The 16,316-nt window shown below is 37.8% G+C and carries 20 protein-coding genes and 1 pseudogene; 7 read left to right on the forward strand and 14 right to left on the reverse strand.

Features of this window, described 5'->3' with window-relative positions; genetic code table 11:
• Positions 1–60: 60 nt before the first annotated feature.
• The 4 genes and pseudogenes from LLA01S_RS12790 to LLA01S_RS00260 form a co-directional block, all read left to right on the forward strand.
• Positions 61–327, forward strand: a pseudogene (locus LLA01S_RS12790) (NAD-dependent epimerase/dehydratase family protein); the annotation flags it as partial.
• A 90-nt stretch (positions 328–417) separates the two neighbouring features.
• Positions 418–627, forward strand: a complete 210-nt coding sequence (locus LLA01S_RS12795) for a hypothetical protein (RefSeq protein WP_232035080.1) — start codon at positions 418–420, stop codon at positions 625–627.
• A 21-nt stretch (positions 628–648) separates the two neighbouring features.
• Positions 649–1,431 carry an SDR family oxidoreductase gene (locus tag LLA01S_RS00255; protein ID WP_232035081.1) on the forward strand — a complete coding sequence of 261 codons (783 nt, stop codon included), beginning with the start codon at positions 649–651 and terminating at the stop codon, positions 1,429–1,431.
• Positions 1,432–2,241 (forward strand): NADP-dependent oxidoreductase, encoded by an 810-nt coding sequence (locus tag LLA01S_RS00260; protein ID WP_011675271.1) that lies wholly within the window; start codon positions 1,432–1,434, stop codon positions 2,239–2,241.
• Between the two features lie 137 nt (positions 2,242–2,378).
• Here LLA01S_RS00260 and LLA01S_RS00265 read toward each other — a convergent pair whose 3' ends face one another.
• From LLA01S_RS00265 to yhbY, 10 genes are all read right to left on the reverse strand, one after another.
• The gene (locus tag LLA01S_RS00265) at positions 2,379–3,038 is read right to left on the reverse strand and encodes a uracil-DNA glycosylase (protein ID WP_021165787.1); all 660 of its coding nucleotides are present in this window, start codon (positions 3,036–3,038) and stop codon (positions 2,379–2,381) included.
• On the reverse strand, positions 3,035–3,676 hold the full coding sequence (locus tag LLA01S_RS00270; protein ID WP_021165786.1) for a GyrI-like domain-containing protein: 642 nt from the start codon (positions 3,674–3,676) through the stop codon (positions 3,035–3,037). Before LLA01S_RS00270 ends, LLA01S_RS00265 begins: the two co-directional genes overlap by 4 nt.
• A 63-nt stretch (positions 3,677–3,739) precedes the next feature.
• A complete protein-coding gene (locus tag LLA01S_RS00275) occupies positions 3,740–4,456 on the reverse strand; it encodes a YebC/PmpR family DNA-binding transcriptional regulator (RefSeq protein WP_011675268.1) in 717 nt (238 codons plus the stop codon).
• Between the two features lie 152 nt (positions 4,457–4,608).
• Entirely contained in the window at positions 4,609–5,778 is a 1,170-nt protein-coding gene (locus tag LLA01S_RS00280; RefSeq protein ID WP_061777646.1) for a nucleotidyltransferase, read from the reverse strand.
• A gap of 49 nt (positions 5,779–5,827) precedes the next feature.
• Positions 5,828–6,562, reverse strand: coding sequence for a class I SAM-dependent DNA methyltransferase (locus LLA01S_RS00285; protein ID WP_061777667.1), 735 nt, complete (start codon positions 6,560–6,562; stop codon positions 5,828–5,830).
• A gap of 99 nt (positions 6,563–6,661) precedes the next feature.
• Complete coding sequence (gene rsfS, locus LLA01S_RS00290) at positions 6,662–7,021, reverse strand: ribosome silencing factor (protein ID WP_061777647.1); 360 nt, start codon at positions 7,019–7,021, stop codon at positions 6,662–6,664.
• Positions 7,022–7,187: 166 nt separating this feature from the next.
• A complete protein-coding gene (locus tag LLA01S_RS00295; RefSeq protein WP_021213069.1) occupies positions 7,188–7,625 on the reverse strand; it encodes a GNAT family N-acetyltransferase in 438 nt (145 codons plus the stop codon).
• A 46-nt stretch (positions 7,626–7,671) separates the two neighbouring features.
• The gene (gene yqeK, locus LLA01S_RS00300; RefSeq protein ID WP_061777648.1) at positions 7,672–8,262 is read right to left on the reverse strand and encodes a bis(5'-nucleosyl)-tetraphosphatase (symmetrical) YqeK; all 591 of its coding nucleotides are present in this window, start codon (positions 8,260–8,262) and stop codon (positions 7,672–7,674) included.
• Positions 8,255–8,854 (reverse strand): nicotinate-nucleotide adenylyltransferase, encoded by a 600-nt coding sequence (locus LLA01S_RS00305; protein ID WP_021165781.1) that lies wholly within the window; start codon positions 8,852–8,854, stop codon positions 8,255–8,257. The genes yqeK and LLA01S_RS00305 overlap by 8 nt, the downstream gene beginning before the upstream one ends.
• 74 nt (positions 8,855–8,928) lie before the next feature.
• Positions 8,929–9,243, reverse strand: coding sequence for a ribosome assembly RNA-binding protein YhbY (gene yhbY / locus LLA01S_RS00310; RefSeq protein ID WP_011675261.1), 315 nt, complete (start codon positions 9,241–9,243; stop codon positions 8,929–8,931).
• A 247-nt stretch (positions 9,244–9,490) separates the two neighbouring features.
• On the opposite strand from yhbY, the gene LLA01S_RS00315 reads away from it, so the two are divergent.
• A complete protein-coding gene (locus LLA01S_RS00315) occupies positions 9,491–9,742 on the forward strand; it encodes a hypothetical protein (protein WP_021213068.1) in 252 nt (83 codons plus the stop codon).
• 128 nt (positions 9,743–9,870) lie between these two features.
• Here the strand turns inward: LLA01S_RS00315 and hflX are convergent, their stop codons facing one another.
• From hflX to guaB, 4 genes are all read right to left on the reverse strand, one after another.
• Positions 9,871–11,115: a GTPase HflX gene (gene hflX / locus LLA01S_RS00320; protein ID WP_061777649.1), complete on the reverse strand. Its 1,245-nt coding sequence runs from the start codon at positions 11,113–11,115 to the stop codon at positions 9,871–9,873.
• Between the two features lie 82 nt (positions 11,116–11,197).
• Positions 11,198–11,701 carry an NUDIX hydrolase gene (locus tag LLA01S_RS00325; protein ID WP_081106856.1) on the reverse strand — a complete coding sequence of 168 codons (504 nt, stop codon included), beginning with the start codon at positions 11,699–11,701 and terminating at the stop codon, positions 11,198–11,200.
• Positions 11,702–11,795: 94 nt separating this feature from the next.
• A complete protein-coding gene (gene yqeH / locus LLA01S_RS00330; RefSeq protein WP_061777669.1) occupies positions 11,796–12,893 on the reverse strand; it encodes a ribosome biogenesis GTPase YqeH in 1,098 nt (365 codons plus the stop codon).
• 215 nt (positions 12,894–13,108) lie between these two features.
• Positions 13,109–14,590, reverse strand: coding sequence for an IMP dehydrogenase (gene guaB, locus LLA01S_RS00335; RefSeq protein WP_003129822.1), 1,482 nt, complete (start codon positions 14,588–14,590; stop codon positions 13,109–13,111).
• Positions 14,591–14,969: 379 nt separating this feature from the next.
• Here guaB and LLA01S_RS12800 point away from each other — a divergent pair, with 379 nt between their 5' ends.
• The gene (locus tag LLA01S_RS12800) at positions 14,970–15,254 is read left to right on the forward strand and encodes a hypothetical protein (protein ID WP_061777650.1); all 285 of its coding nucleotides are present in this window, start codon (positions 14,970–14,972) and stop codon (positions 15,252–15,254) included.
• A 23-nt stretch (positions 15,255–15,277) separates the two neighbouring features.
• Positions 15,278–16,267, forward strand: a complete 990-nt coding sequence (locus LLA01S_RS12050; RefSeq protein WP_255209957.1) for a GH25 family lysozyme — start codon at positions 15,278–15,280, stop codon at positions 16,265–16,267.
• Positions 16,268–16,316 lie beyond the last annotated feature (49 nt).

Here is a 16,316-nt window from a genome sequence, read left to right on the forward strand (position 1 = left end):
CAGTTACTGACATTATATAAAATTAAGACTGAAACTGTCAAGAGAAAGCTATAAAATACGATTTCATCAGTCAAGTCAGCACTTGAAGCCAAAGTCCAACGTTTTATTTTTGCAAGTACAACTAATGTTTATCTCGGAAATACGCTTAATCGCCCGGCCACAGAAAACGATGAACCGACTGGAAAAGCGACTTATCCAGCAAGTAAAATTGCTGCCGAAAAAGGACTTCACAGCTTATTAGCTGGGACAGCTACCGAACTTGTCATTACTCGCTTTGGCTTAGTCTATGGGGATAAGGACCCTCATCTGAACGAACTTGCCCCTTATCTGACAGAACGTCATCCTGATAAGCTAAATTCGCTGGTTCATCATACAGATATTGACCGCGCGCTCCTCCAAATCGTTCACACTAAAGACTTGAAACATGACCTTTACAACATCGTTGATGATTCTGAAACTTCTATCGCTGACATTTTATCCATTGAAAATATTGCTCAAGAACGTCCAACTGACAATGACCACAACAAATGGGAGTCGGTTTCTTCAAATCATCGTTTGAAAAAAGATTTTGACTTCAACTTCCTCTATCCGTCTATCACTGACGCAAAAGACGCCAATGCCCTTTAAAAAATAGAAAAGAGAACAAGTATGAAAATTACACTTTTAGGTTCATTAGGAAACATCAATCGACATTTTATCCCCAGATTAATCGCTGACGGACATGAAGTCACTGTCATTACTTCACGTCCAGAAGGAGCTGCGGCTATTGAAAAGCTCGGTGCGAAAGCTGCGGTTGGATTAAATACTGACCTCGACTTTCTCAGCCGAACTTTCACTGGTTCTGATTTGGTTTATCTCATGATTACGGGTATCGCTTTTTCGTCAGCAACATCAATGTCTGATTTGGCAAAAATTTACAGTCAGGCCATCAAAAAGGCTGATGTCAAAAAAGTCATTAACCTTAGCTCAGTCGGTGCCCAAAGCCCAGAAGCTGGGATTCTCTACGAATATCATGCCATGGAAGATGGGCTTGATGAACTCACTGGTGTTACCGTTAAACACATTCGTCCCGTTGGTTTTTATACCAATTTACTGACAGAAATTGCGCTACTTAAGGCTCAAGGAAAAATTTTTGAAGCCATCAGTCCTGAAACAATGCGAGCTTGGGTTCATCCAAGTGATATTGCTGATGCTGTTTACAATCGTATCAATGATTTACTGACGGACAAAGCTGTCAGTAAAATAAAATATGTCGTTTCTGATTGGGCAACAGGTACTGATTGGGTCAATGCCTTGGGAACTAATAACATTTCTGCCCAATATGTCACTATTTCTGTGGAAGATTTGATAGAAAACTTTGTCAAAGCAGGTCTTCCAAAAGTTGTGGCAGATGGATTTGGTCAAATGAATCAATTTCAAAGGAGAAAATAAATGGTTAAAGCACTACAATACAAAAGATTTGGGCAACCAGAAGTTCTTGAACTCGTTGACCTCCCAAGCTTAGAACCTAAAGCCAATGAAGTTTCTATTATAGTCAGTCATGTCGGACTTAATCCAATGGATTGGGCAATTATGGGACATCCAGAAGTCGCACCAAATTTTGGAGTCAAACTTCCACAAACTTTTGCTTATGATTTTGCTGGGCAAATTGACCAAATCGGTGCAGAAGTGACCGACTTCAAAGTTGGCGACCGTGTTTTTGGAACGACGATGAAAGGGGCGGCCACCGAGCAACTCATTGCTTCAACCAAAGAACCTGGGCTCTATCACACCCCTGATTTTATAGAAAATGATGTTGCCTCTACCCTCGCTGTCGCCGGTCTTACAGCTGCCGTCGCCTTACGAAAAGCACATGTTAAAAATGGAGATACTCTCTTAATCGGTGGAGCAGCAGGAGGAGTCGGCATTTTCGCTGTTCAACTTGCTCAATTATGGGGAGCAAAAGTTATCGGGACAGCTTCTGACTCAACTGCCGACTTTTTAAAGGAGCTTGGAGCTGAACAAGTCGCTTATGGCGAAGGTTTGACTGACCGTCTAAAGGGCAAAGGAATCACTGCCGCCATTGACTTACATAGTTTTGAAAGTTTAAATACCGCTCTTGAATTAGGAGTCAAAGCTGACAAAATGTCCACTGTCATCATGTACCCAGAGCCTCCGGCTGGTGTTCCAACGGCTACAGGTGGCGAAGCGATTCCTTCTGATATGGAGATGGTTTTGACTGCCATTGGTAGCCATAATTAACTGTCCCAATCGCTGCTAAATTCCCCATCAATGACTATTTAGAAGCAGTCAATTTACAAATGAGCCGTCACACTCACGGAAAAATCGTTCTTTACTTTTAGATAAATAAAAAAAGCTGTCAGATTACTGACCGCTTTTTATTTGCTCCAATCAATCGGACTTTGACCTGTTTGAACCAGAAAATCATTGGTTTTTGAAAAAGGATGCGAGCCAAAAAAACCACGACTTGCTGATAAAGGTGACGGATGAGCCGCTTCTAGTATGAGATGCTTACTTCCATCAATTAGTTTGGCTTTCTTTCTAGCAAAACCTCCCCAAAGAATGAAAACTTTTGGTCGCTCATCATCTGAGGCAATTTTGATAATTTCGTCTGTCAATGGTTCCCAAATTTTCCCAGCATGGGCATTTGAAGCAAACTCGGGTACGGTCAAGACCGCATTTAAAAGCAATACGCCTTGCTCGGCCCAAGCCGTCAAATCACTATCTTCTTTAGAAAAACCTTCCTCACGCAATTTTTTTTGGATATTAACAATCGAATCTGGGCGATTCACTTTGAAAGTCGCTGGATAAGAGAAAGCCAAACCTTGAGCTTTCCCCGGCTGAGGATAAGGGTCTTGTCCAACAATAATAACCTTTGTTTGTGCCAAAGGAGTCAGTTCAATTGCCCGAAAAATTTGATTTTCTGGTGGATAAATTTTCCCCTCTTGATAAGTCTGATTGATAAATTCAATCATTTTAGGGAAATAATCTTCCGCTAATCGGTTGCGTAATGGCTGTGACCAATCTGTTTTTTTCATTTTTCTTGTCCCTTCTCCACAAAAATTCGGACTGTTGTTTTCAATTTTTCTGCTGCTGTCTTTCTAAAATCACTGATATAAATTTCTCGATGATGAAACTCTTTGTGGATAGCTTTTAAATCATGTTTTTCAGCATAAGCAAAAAGCTTCTCAAAAGTTTCTCCCTCTTGGTCAAAGGATCCGACATGAAGTGCTTGTAAACATAAGCCATCTTCAACTTTTCCAAATTCAAGTCCTGATAAATCCAAGCCTTTTTTAACTTCAACCAATTTTTTCGCTTTGTCAATCACTTGGTCATTGACAAAATCAGGCATTCTAAGCATCAAGCGCCAAATAAAGTCCTTTTTATCTATTTTTCCATCAATAGGTTCATTTTTACTTGTCCACAATCCTTCAAGTGGAGGAACCACAAAAGGCTGAAAATTTTTAATTGTAAAATTTGAATTTCGATAAGACATTGAAAACATATAAGCTGTCGCATATAAAAGGGCAATGGCTTCTTGAAAAGCTGGACTTGTTGGTGCTCCTTTACCATCTATCATCAGATAATTCAGAGCAGGCAGCTCAATTAAAGAAATTCCTTTTGGTAAATAATAGTTTTTATCACTTTTTTTATAATCAATTTTTGGGCTAGACATGCTTTTATTATATCAAATTTATAAATAAAAAAAACTGCCTTTATAACAGATTTTTTCTCATAATTAGAGATTTGCCACGTTGTGATAAACTTTTTGAACATCATCGTCGTCTTCGAGAGCATCGATAAGTCCTTCAAAAATTTCCAAATCTTCTGGTGAAAGTTCTACTTCTGATTGAGCAATCATTTCTAGTTCTGTTGTTGAGAATTCAGTAATTCCAGCTGCTTTAAGGGCTGCAATTCCTTTGTGAAGGTCAGTTGGTTCAGTGTAAACAACGATATTTCCTTCTTCTTCTGTCACATCACGAACGTCAACCTCAGCATCAAGCAAGATTTCAAAAATATGGTCAGGGTCTGTTCCTTCAAAAACAATGACTCCAGTATTGTCAAACATGTAGCTGACCGCACCGGCTGCTCCAATATTTCCACCATTTTTATGGAAAGTAGTACGAACATTAGCAATCGTGCGGTTAACATTTGAAGTCAAAGTTTCGGCAATCACCATTGAACCGTTTGGTCCAAATCCTTCATAACGTCCTTGAACAAATGTTTCATCTCCGCCACCTTTAGCTTTATCAATCGCTTTATCAATGACGTGTTTTGGAACTTGTGCTTGTTTAGCGCGTTCAATAACGAATTTTAATGATGAATTTGATTCTGGATCTGGTTCACCTTGTTTGGCAGCAGCATAGATTTCGACACCGAATTTTGCATATACTTTAGAAGTTGCCCCATCTTTAGCGGTTTTTTTAGCAACAATATTGGCCCATTTACGTCCCATTGGAATAGTCTCCTTGAAATTTTATTTAAATTATTGGCAGATTAGTGATCTACATGATTTTTTCTATCATATTATATCACAATTTGTAAAGGCTCGTCTATGAGAAATCGAAAAAATCCCGTTTTTACGCTTTCAATTTAAGCAAGTCTTTTTTATTTTTCTCTTTTAATAATTGGTTTTCGCCCAAAATTTTGTTCTTTAAAATTAACATTTCCTAATTGATAGATTTCATCAGCTTTCTGCGTCAGCTCATCCCAAGGTTTTTGACCAATTTTACTGATGATTTTTCCTCTATTTTGAGCTAAAATTTCTTGTCCAGCTTTTGAAAAACCAAGAATATGAATCTCTTTTGGTAAATTAAACTCTTTTGGAATATTTAACAAAATATATGTTAAGAGCCTACGAACACGCGCTTTGGTATAACGTTTAGTATATACAAGTTCTACTAATTCATCAAAATTTTTAGCAGATTTGACCGCATTTTTTAAGCGAACAGAAAGTTCTTGATTTACTTGGAAAATATTTTCCAAGTGGTCATCAAGCCTGATTTTATATTGCAAAAGTGGAAAATAAGCTGCCCAATTGGTTTTTGGACTTGCATAAGTTTCTAAAATCACTGATGGGACATGATTTTTTATTGCTGACAAGTCTAAGATCGCAGGTTTTTGACTGACCGATTGATGAGTTTGCTCTGTCAGTAAATTTTTCCTTTCTGTCAGTGAAAACAATGACTGACGGAGTGCCGTCGCGCTGGCAAATCCCTCTGTCAGTTTGGTCGAATGGAATTTTCCAACACGTTTAATCGCTTGCAAATTAATATTTTCCCCCGCAGCAGCTTTTGCATAAGCGAGAGCAAGAACATGATTAGGCGTGTTCCCATCAAATTTAATTCCTGTAAAATGTTGCCACATCATTTGTGTTTTTTCGGGATAAGAGAGTTGCTCAGGCAATGCTTTGATAAAACTTTCCATTTCCGTCTCTTTTGTTTCATAAATATCAGCAATCTCATTATAATCAATTGCTGATTCTGAACCAAAAGCAAGGTCAGTAATGCCAAGATTTTTTAAGATATCCACAGCCCCACTTGCAAAAAAATCGGCAGCTTGCACAGAAACAGTTACTGGCAATTCAACGACTAAATCTGCGCCACAAGACAAGGCCATCTCTGCTCTTGTCCATTTATCAAAAATAGCTGGCTCGCCTCGCTGCATCCAATTTCCGGACATAGCGACAATTTTTGGACCATCAATTTGATTCAAAAGATACTCATGTCCCTTATGAAAAGGATTAAATTCAGCAATAATACCTGTAATTTTCGTCATTTTATACCTCTAAAAAAATCTGTCAGTAGCTGACAGATATGGATTTACTTTACTTTTTACAAACAAAAAACCAACGTGCGCTCTCTTTGCTAGGTGCTTCATCAGTAAAATCTGCACAGACTATTGCTTCTTTAAAGCCTGCCGTTGCTAGATGCGCGAGATAATCATCTATCGGATAAGTCCGTTCTTCATGAACTTCGTCTTTTCTTGTAAAGCGTCCATCCTCTCCTTGAATGAAAAAGCTCAACTCATGGACGATTGAATGAGGCACTTCCCCTTCAAAAGAATCCCACAAGAAAGCGAAATCTTCCGCATTTTCATGGTAAGAGTAGTTAGGAAAAACTTCGTCTACTTGATGAGTTGAATGAACATCAAAAATAAAAGTCCCACCCTCATTGAGTATTTCAAAAACACCATCAAAAGTAGCTTGTACTTCATTCAAATTTTCCAAATAACAAAGTGAATCAGAATAACAAGTCACTGCATCAAATTTTCCAAGACCAGAAAGGTCACGCATATTACCAGCAGTAAACTCAAGTTTATGACCTGCCTGACGCGCTTTTTTACTGGCTAAAGTTAACATTTCTTCAGAAATATCAAGACCAGTCACTTCATAGCCTTCTTGAGCCAAGCGCACTGATAAAGCCCCAGAGCCGCAAGCTAACTCAAAAACTGATTTTGTTTCTTTTGGTAGATGTCTTTTTGTAAAATCAAGCCATTGCTCATAAAGTTCTTGGTCCATGACCTGATCATAGACTCTTGAAAAATCTTCGTAAAATGCCATTTCAGCCCTTTCTTGAATTAGAGACAGTCCTTTTTGCCTGACTGTCAGTGGATAAAAAATAAATAAGAGCTCTGTCAGTAAAACCGACAAAGCCATTAATTATTCAGCTATAAATCCAGAAATATCAACCATTGGTGCATCTGACCAGAGTTTTTCTAAATTAAAGTGTCCACGTTCATCATGTCCAAAGACACTGACCACGATGTCCCCAAGGTCAATCAAAACCCAGCCTGTTTTTGCGTCGCCTTCAATATGACCTGATGCTTTTGCTCCAGCAAGTTCAGCCGCTTCAGCAATATTATCAGCAATGGCATCTAACTGACGACTATTCATTGCTTCCATAATCACAAAATAATCTGCGACAAATGTCACATCAGACATATCCAAGGCTACAATATCAAGTGCTTTTTTATCATCGGCTGCTTTTACAACCACTTCAAGTAATTTTTTTGAATCCAATTCTTTCCTCCGAGACTATTTGTCTCTCTTTATTATTAAAATCTTTTTTAAGATTTTTATTCATTTTTCTGAGTCATTTACAATCAAATCTTATCAGCTGTAAAAACTAGACCCACTTATTTTAACATAAAATGTCACAGCAACCAAAAGTTGCTTGTTATATCCCTTATTTTTCCAGAACTTTTAAAAAACGCTTCTGAGAATGATTACTCGTATATCCTTGGTGTTCATAAAATTGATGAGCCTCATGCCTTTGCACTCCTGAGTTAAGTCGGATAACATTAATCCCTCTAGCTTTGGCATTTTCTTCTAAAGCACTAAGCAATTGTGCACCAATCCCTTGCCCTTGCCCTTGCTCTTGATCATCAACGACCAGTCCTAGAACATTGAACATGATTTCCTTGCTATAAACCGTATCATAAGTTTCAGCTTCAATAAAGCCCACCACTTGATTTCCATTATCAAAAACAAGAAATTCCTGTTTTTCATCGTTCAAAATACGACTCATATTATTCTTTACAATTGATTCAGAAATTGGATAACCAAGTACGCCAGCAAGTCTTGTGATGTCTGAAACATCTCTCATCTCAACTTTTCTAATCATGAACTTTTCCTCTATTTTTACTGACAAGCCTATCAGTAACTATTTATCAAGACAAATAAGCAATAAAAGCATTATAAGCTTCAAAAGTTTGGGGATAAATGGTCAAACGACGTTCTGCCAAATACTCAACCAAACGCATCGTTTCAAAAGCAACCGCCTGATTTAAATCTTGAACAGCGACTGCCCGGGCTTCAATGACTCCAGGAAATTTCCGTCCCTCTTCAATGTAATCTGCCACATACAATACCTTAGCAAGACCAGACATTTCTTTATCTCCGACCGTGTGAATCTCAATAGCACGCAGAATTTCTTCGTCTTCAAGCCCAAAATCTTCACGTATTTTATAAATACCGACTTTCCCATGCCAAATATTATTATCCCAATTTTTCAAATCAGCATCCAAATGATATTTGTCAATTAAAGCCAGAAAAATCTCATCGTCTACCTCTTTACAATAATCATGCAAAAGTCCAGCCAAGCTTGCTTTATGTGGGTCAACCTCATATTTTTCGGCTAAAGCAATCGCTGCTTTTTCCACACCAAGCATATGTTTAAAACGTGATTCTTTGACTGCACCAGCAATTTTCGCTAGCAAATCTTCTCTTGATAAATTCACTTCTGGATAAAAATCAAACATATAAGCCTTCTTTCAAGATATAATCTAAAACCTTCGGTGCCAAAAGAAAATGTGGTTTAATTCCACGATGCAATTGTTCCCGAATCAAATTTCCGGAAATATCCATCATTGGAACGTCCACCCACATAATCGGATAAGAAGTCCCTGCCCGATAGCGGGGTCTGCGAATCCCAACGAATTGAACTAATTCTAATAGCTCATCAATATGCGCCCAATGAGCTAAACCAGAAATCATGTCTCCACCGATAATAAAATAAAAATCACAATCTGGATTTTCTTCATGAAGCTCAAGCACCGTTTGATAGATATCAGCGCCATCTTTAGCTTTCAGACGACAAGCATCTACTTCTAAACCAGGACAATCTTCAATAGCTGCGGTCAGCATGGCCGCAACGTGCCCATCAGTATTGTGTTCTGGCAAAAAGACAACTTTTTCCAAATTAAGTTCTTGGCGCACTTGGTCAGAAATTGTCAAATGGCCAACATGAACAGGATTAAAATTCCCCCAAAAAAGCCCGATTGCACGTCGTTTCTCGTCTTCTTTAGTTTTTAATTCTACCTTTGTAAAAGGAGTCAATAAATCTATTGCCATTCGTTCACCTATTATTTTTTACTCTTTGATTATTTTTTGAATGAAACCATTAATAGTTTTTTATTTTTTAAAATTTATTTCACAATATTTTTTACTTCAACCGAAATCTTGCGATTTTCTTTACGGTCAGAAACTTTGAAAACAATAAGATTTCGACCAATGATTTGGACCACATCAAGTCCCATTTCTTCTATTGCTTCTGCTACATCAGTTGCGACTTCATCTGAGTTTTGCAAAATACTGACTTTAATCAACTCACGTGCATCACAAGCCGTACGAATGCTGGTCAAAATTTCATTAGACAAGCCACTTTTCCCAATTTGAACAATTGGTTTAATATTAACTGCCAAAGCACGCAAGTATCGTTTTTGTTTTCCGTTTAATTCCATTATTTATTTTTTTCCGTTTCTATTTTTTTAACTAATTTTGCTATTTTTAATCACTTTAAGCGCAAGATGTGTTTTACTTCATTTCTCATTAAGAGAAACAAAGTAAAATGATATCATCATCAAACGAAGACGTTCCTTTGATGAAATAAGATTGAGAATGAGGTAACGATTATGTCTATTACAGCAACTATCGCAGCTGGCGCTACAGCACTAACACTTTTAGGAGCTGGAGGCGCAGCAGCAGTAAATGCCGCAACCCCTAGCACAAACACTAGTCCAACAACAACGGCAACTACTGCCACAGGCTACTATTGCAAAAACAAAGACAGCAGCAGGTGACTACGGCGGACCAAAAACTGGCAATGGTGTCGGCAAAGGTCCCACAGTTGATCGATCTGACATGAGTTCCGCTCAACTTGCCCAAGTCCAAAAAGACGAAGCTAATGGCGCACCTCAACAAACAGGTGGCCCCTCAACAAATACTTTGGTTGCCAAATAAAGAAAACCATAGCAGAGAATTCAAGCGTCATGCCTTAGATTCTCTGTTTTATTTTTGATTTTGAAAAATTAATAAATATTTTAAGTCTGACAACCAAATCTTTAGCAAATTATTCATATTGGTCATTTCTAAAACTCATTCAATTTCCAACTCAATTCAGGCGCAATCAATCCCTTAATCTGATAAGCATTTTCGCCCTCAACCACCGATTGAACCAAGGCACTCTTTCTTAATTCAGGCAACTGATAAGCTTTTTCATAAGGGAGTTCTAACTCAAAAGCTTCAAAAAGCTCATGCAATTTTTCTAAAATTGCTGTTTTCAGCCATTGAACACCATTCTCAGATTTAATTGAGAGTTGTAAACTTGGCGACAAAGTTGGCAAGAAGTCACTTGGGGCAATATCCATTTTATTATAAACATTCAGCACAGGAATATTTGTCAGCTTCAAATCTTCCATGATTTTCAAGACCGTTTGTTCATGAATTTCATGATGAGGATTGCTAGCATCAATGACATGAATCAGTAAATCAACATTTGCAGATTCTTCTAAGGTTGATTTAAAAGCTTTAATCAGCTCTGTTGGCAGATTTTGGATAAAACCGACAGTATCTGTCAGTGACACCGTAAAATCTTCAACCAATTGAACGGCTTTTGTTGTGGCGTCCAATGTCGCAAAAAGTTCATTTTGCTCATATTGTTCTTTATCAAGACCAACTAAAGCATTCATAATGCTGGATTTTCCGGCATTGGTGTAACCAATTAAGCCAATCCGAAAAATTCCTGATTTTGAGCGTTTTTGGCGGATATTTTCCCTTGTTTTTTCAACTTTTTTGAGGGCTTTATCAATGTTTTCAATTCGAGTGCGAATATAACGTCGATCTGATTCAAGCTTGGTTTCACCTGGTCCTTTAGAACCAATTCCCCCACCTTGACGGCTGAGCATAATTCCTTGCCCGACCAAACGCGGCAAAAGATAATTGAGCTGGGCTTCTTCCACTTGAAGCATTCCTTCATGTGAGCGAGCCCGCATGGCAAAAATATCCAAAATCAATTGCATTCTATCAATGACTTTGACGCCCAAAGCTTCTTCCAAATTGACATTTTGTCTTGGGGATAGACGGTCATTAAAAATAACCGTATCAATTTCGCCCACTTCAATCGCCCAACGCATTTGTTCCAATTTTCCAGAACCAATCATTGTCCGACTATCTGGACGTTCTCTTTTTTGAGTAAATTGGTCAATGACCAATCCGCCAGCCGTTTTTGTCAATTCAGCCAGTTCAACCATTGATGACTCAAAAGCCTGAAAGTTTTGGGCTGTTTCTACTCCCGCAAGGAGTACTCTTTCTTGTTTTTCTTCTAGATCTATCAAATTTTTAGTAAAATTTTCCTTTTTATTTTTGTCAGCTGAGTTTAGACTAAAAGTATTATAAAACTAAACTCTATTTTTGTATTTATTCATTTGTCACAATTCTTTTGACTTGAGAATTCACTGACAGATTTGCAAGTTCGTCAGCAAAGAAGCTTGGAAAAGCCTTGTAATTTCTGTAATCAGCAATCGGAATCCATTTCAAAAATTCTTTGCTACCGTCTGTCCCAAAACTCTCCGATGTTACTGCCAGATTTTCTGTCAGTGGTTTCATCAGAAAATAAAAACTCAATTCATGACAATTTACCTCATTCAAAAAATCATTTTCCTGACCTGTAAAAAAATTTTCATGGATAAAAGCTAAATGTTCAATTTCGAGATTTAATCCCGTTTCTTCACGAATTTCACGCAGACAAGCCTCCTCGGCCGTTTCACCCAGTTGCACGGCACCACCAACCGAATAATAATAGTCATTGTGGTTATTGCCAACCATTAAAACAGCATCATCTTTAATAATAATTCCAGCTGCCCGATAGCGAAACCACTGATTACCACGCGTAAAACCAATATCCTGACTCATATCTTCCATTTTAATTCTCCAAAATTTTAATGATAAGGCTGTCGGTAGTTTTTTTAAATATTATTCATTAAAAAGTTTCTTTACAAGTCAAACAAAAATGATTTTACCCAATCAAAGCCTTACGCACAACTACATCCACACCCTCTGGCACCCAAGCGGCAACGACTGCTTTTTGTGGCACGCGGACCCAACCAAGACCAGAAAAGACAATATCTGACTTGTCAGTAATTTTAAACTCGCGACGAACCAATTTGGCACCAACCAAAGCAGGAGCCAAAAGCTCACCTTTATGCTTTTCATAAAATTCAGTCGCACCTTCAAGTTTCGTCCGATGAACATTGATTTCATTGTCAAAATAAGCAGTCATTCCTTGGCGCTCACCACTTATAAAGTCAAAACGTGCCAAACCACCAAAGAACAAAGTTTGTTCAGGATTGAGTTGATAGGTTTTCGGCTTAATTTCTTTACGTGGTGATACATATTTCAAATCCTCTGGTTCCAAGTAATGAGCCATTTGCCCTCGATGAATAATCCCCGGTGTGTCAATCAGTGCCGAGTCTTCATCAAGCGGAATTTCAATCTTATCAAGAGTCGTTCCTGGAAAACGTGAAGTTGTAATCACATCCTCAGAACCTGAAGCTGACTTAATAATCGCATTAATCAAAGTTGATTTACCAACATTGGTCACCCCAACCACATAGACATCACGCCCACGACGATAATGCTCGATAGCTTCCATCAATTCAGCCACATCATCTTTGTTTTGTGCTGAAGTGATGAGGATATCCTTAGGTTTCAAACCACGAGAAGCCGCTTGTTCTCTCAACCAAGCCGTCATTTTCCCAACTTTTAAAGATTTTGGCAAAACATCACGTTTGTTTGCGACCATTAATAAATCATTTCCACCAGTCAATTTATGAAGGTTAGGAATCAAAGACCCATTAAAATCAAAAATATCAACCACATTAACAATCAAAGCATTATGTTGACCAATTTCTTTAAGCAAACGCAAAAAATCTGCATCAGTCAAACTTGTCGGTGCAATCTCATTATAATGACGCAAGCGGAAACAACGCTGACAGTATAAATCCTCATCGTTCTTTATTTTTTTCTTCAAAGCACCCGCAGGCAAAAAGCCAAGTGCATTTTTATCCTCAGTTTGAATTTTTGCACCACAACCAATACAGTACAAATCTTCCATTGTATTTTCATTTTCAATCATATTGCCTATTATACCACATTTCATCAGCATTTTTAGCCTTTTTTCCTAATAATAAAGAGCTATTTTTGTCAGCTTTTTACTGACAGATTTATCAGTAAGTTAATTTTAAAATAAAAAAGAGAAGGACAACTTGTCCATCCCCTTTTTCTACTGACAGAATTATCAAAATAAGATAATTTTCTTGTCAGCAATTTTTATTGTACAGAATAGTTAGGTGCTTCTTTAGTAATTTGCACATCATGTGGATGTGATTCTTTCAAGCCCGCACCAGACATTTCGATAAATTGTGCTGAATCATGCAAAGCTGTAATATCAGCCGCACCAGTATATCCCATCCCTGCTTTCAAACCACCAAGCATTTGGAAAACGATATCTGTCGCTGTTCCTTTATAAGCCACGCGTCCTTCGATTCCTTCTGGAACAAGTTTATTTGCTTCATTAACAGCCCCTTGGAAATAACGGTCTTTAGAACCTTTTTTCATCGCTGCCAAGCTACCCATTCCACGGTAAGTTTTAAACTTACGACCTTGGAAGATTTCAAATTCACCAGGAGATTCATCAGTCCCTGCGAGCATTGAACCAAGCATAACTGCATCTCCACCAGCAGCAAGTGCCTTAACAATATCACCAGAATATTTAATCCCACCATCAGCGATGATTGTTTTACCAAATTCACGCGCCACATTAGCTGCATCATAGATTGCTGTAATTTGAGGAACACCTACCCCAGCAACCACACGAGTTGTACAGATAGAACCAGGACCAATCCCAACCTTAACCACATCAACACCAGCTTCAAACAAAGCACGAGCACCTTCACCAGTAGCAATATTACCAGCAATCAAAGTACGGTCTGGAAAATGATTACGGATTTCACGAATTTTACGTAAAACACCAGCTGAATGTCCGTGAGCCGTATCAATAACAATCGCATCAGCCCCAGCAGCGAACAAAGCTTCCGCACGCTCAAAGGTATCAGAAGATACACCAACTGCTCCAGCAACAAGCAAACGACCTTGCTCATCTTTAGCAGCATTTGGGAATTCAATCACACGTTCAATATCTTTAATTGTAATCAAACCAGCCAATTTACCAGCTTCATCAACCAAAGGTAATTTTTCAATTTTATGCTCTTGCAAAATACGAGCCGCTGTATCTAAAGTTGTTCCAACTGGAGCTGTGATTAGATTTTCAGAAGTCATCATATTTTTGATTTGTTGATTATAATCAGTAATAAAACGCAAATCACGGTTAGTAATAATCCCTACCAATTTACGATTTTCAAGCGTATCAACAATTGGTACACCAGAAATACGGTAAGTCGCCATCAAGTTTTCAGCTTCTTCAATTTTATGATTTGGAGTCAAGAAAAATGGGTCTGTAATAACACCAGATTCTGAACGTTTTACCTTATGAATTTCTTCAGCTTGTTCCTCAACAGACATATTTTTGTGAACCACACCAAGTCCACCTTGACGGGCCATTGAAATAGCCATTTTTGAGTCAGTTACGGTATCCATAGCGGCAGAGATAATCGGAATATTCAAAGTCAAATTTTTAGCCAACTTTGTCTTCATACTCACCTCATTAGGTAAAACATGAGACTCCGCTGGAATCAGCAATACATCATCAAAAGTAAATCCTTTTTTCAAAAACTTAGTTTCCCAGTTTGACATCGAAAATATTCCTCCATTATCGCGCTATATAAAGTATATAGCTATATTTCTATGGCCATCGCCAATTTTTTATTTTTACTATTCTACCACTATTCCCCAAGCATTTCAACAGTAGGAAATAGTTTAAATAGGAAAAAAACTAAAATTTAGCCAATAATTACCTTATTATTTCATAATCTCACCTTAAATATGGTAACATATATTATACATGGTAAAATTCAATGGTTAAAAATTACATTTTAACTTTAAAAATAACAATTATATTTGACTGATAATTATTTTTTGCCAAACTGAAATAAAGACTGATTCTTATCATTGTAAAATATTAATAAGAAAGTTTATTTATTCCTCCCAACACAAAGAAAGCTATAAATTAGAAATGAAACTGAAAAAATCCCACATTATTTCCCTAATTCTATTTTCCGGATTACTACTTGTCGAACCCGTACTAGCCGAAGATAATGTCACCTCTGACAATCATCCGATGGGCTATTTTATCAAGCAAGAACAGGAGCAAAGTCAACAAGCTTCTGATGAAACTAGCATTCTACCACAGATGAAACTCCAAATATTAGAGCGCGCTCATTTGCAGCAGTTCCGGCAGCAAGCGCCCCTTCCAATCTCTCTTCCACTGATAACTCACTCCCTAGACAAGATGCTGTAGATATTTCAGACTACCAAAACTGGATGGTTCAATCTGATTTTAACGCTTTGAAATCAGAAGGGGTTAAAACAGCTATTATCAAGTTAACTGAAGGAACAAGTTATCTTAATCCAAGTGCTGCAAAACAAATTCTGATGGCAAAAAATGCTGGACTGACTGTAGCTACTTACCACTTTGTATATGATCCAACAAAGATTCAAAACGAAGCCGCCTTTTATGCTCAAAGCGCTAAAGCACTCGGTTTATCTACCAATACCGTGATGATTGAAGATGCGGAAGCCCCTTCACAATATTACAATTGGACAGCCGTATCACAAGTTTTCAAAAGCACTATGAACAAAGCAGGCTTCAACAATATTCGCTATTATACTTCACAAGGTTGGGTGAGTTCAGGTGTTATGAATGCTTCAACTCTTGGAGCCAAAAATTTATGGGTTGCTCAATATCTCTATGGAAAACCAAGTAATCAAAATCTTAAAAATACAGACTACGGTTCTTGGCAATATACGAGCCAAATGTATTACCAAAGCACTCCAAACTTAAGAAGTCACAATCTAGATACTTCAATTGATTATAATAATATTTTCAATGCTTCACAAGGACTTCAAGACGTTTACCGCTTGTATAACGCAAATACAGGAGAACACTTCTACACTCTCAATTTTGCTGAGAAAACAAACCTGCAGAACGTTGGTTGGAGTTATGAAGGAATCGGTTGGCTATCTTCTTCTTCTGGGTCCCCTGTTTACCGCGTCTACAACCCCAATGCTAAAGGTGGCGACCATTATTATACAATGAGTAAATGGGAAGCACAGCAGCTGGTCAACAAGGGATGGAGATGGGATAATAATGGAGCCCCTGCCTTTTACTCTAATGGCTCAAAAAATCTCTATGTATCTTATAATCCAAATGCTTATTCTGGCTCACACAACTACACCACAAGTTCATATGAGCAAAACAGCCTCCTTAGAAGTGGCTGGAAATATGGTGCAGTTGCATGGAAAGTTAATTAAATTAAATTAAATAAAACTAAGAAAAGCTTTTCTTAGTTTTTTTATATTC

It is taken from the genome of Lactococcus cremoris subsp. cremoris NBRC 100676 (assembly GCF_001591705.1).
GTDB lineage: Bacteria > Bacillota > Bacilli > Lactobacillales > Streptococcaceae > Lactococcus > Lactococcus cremoris.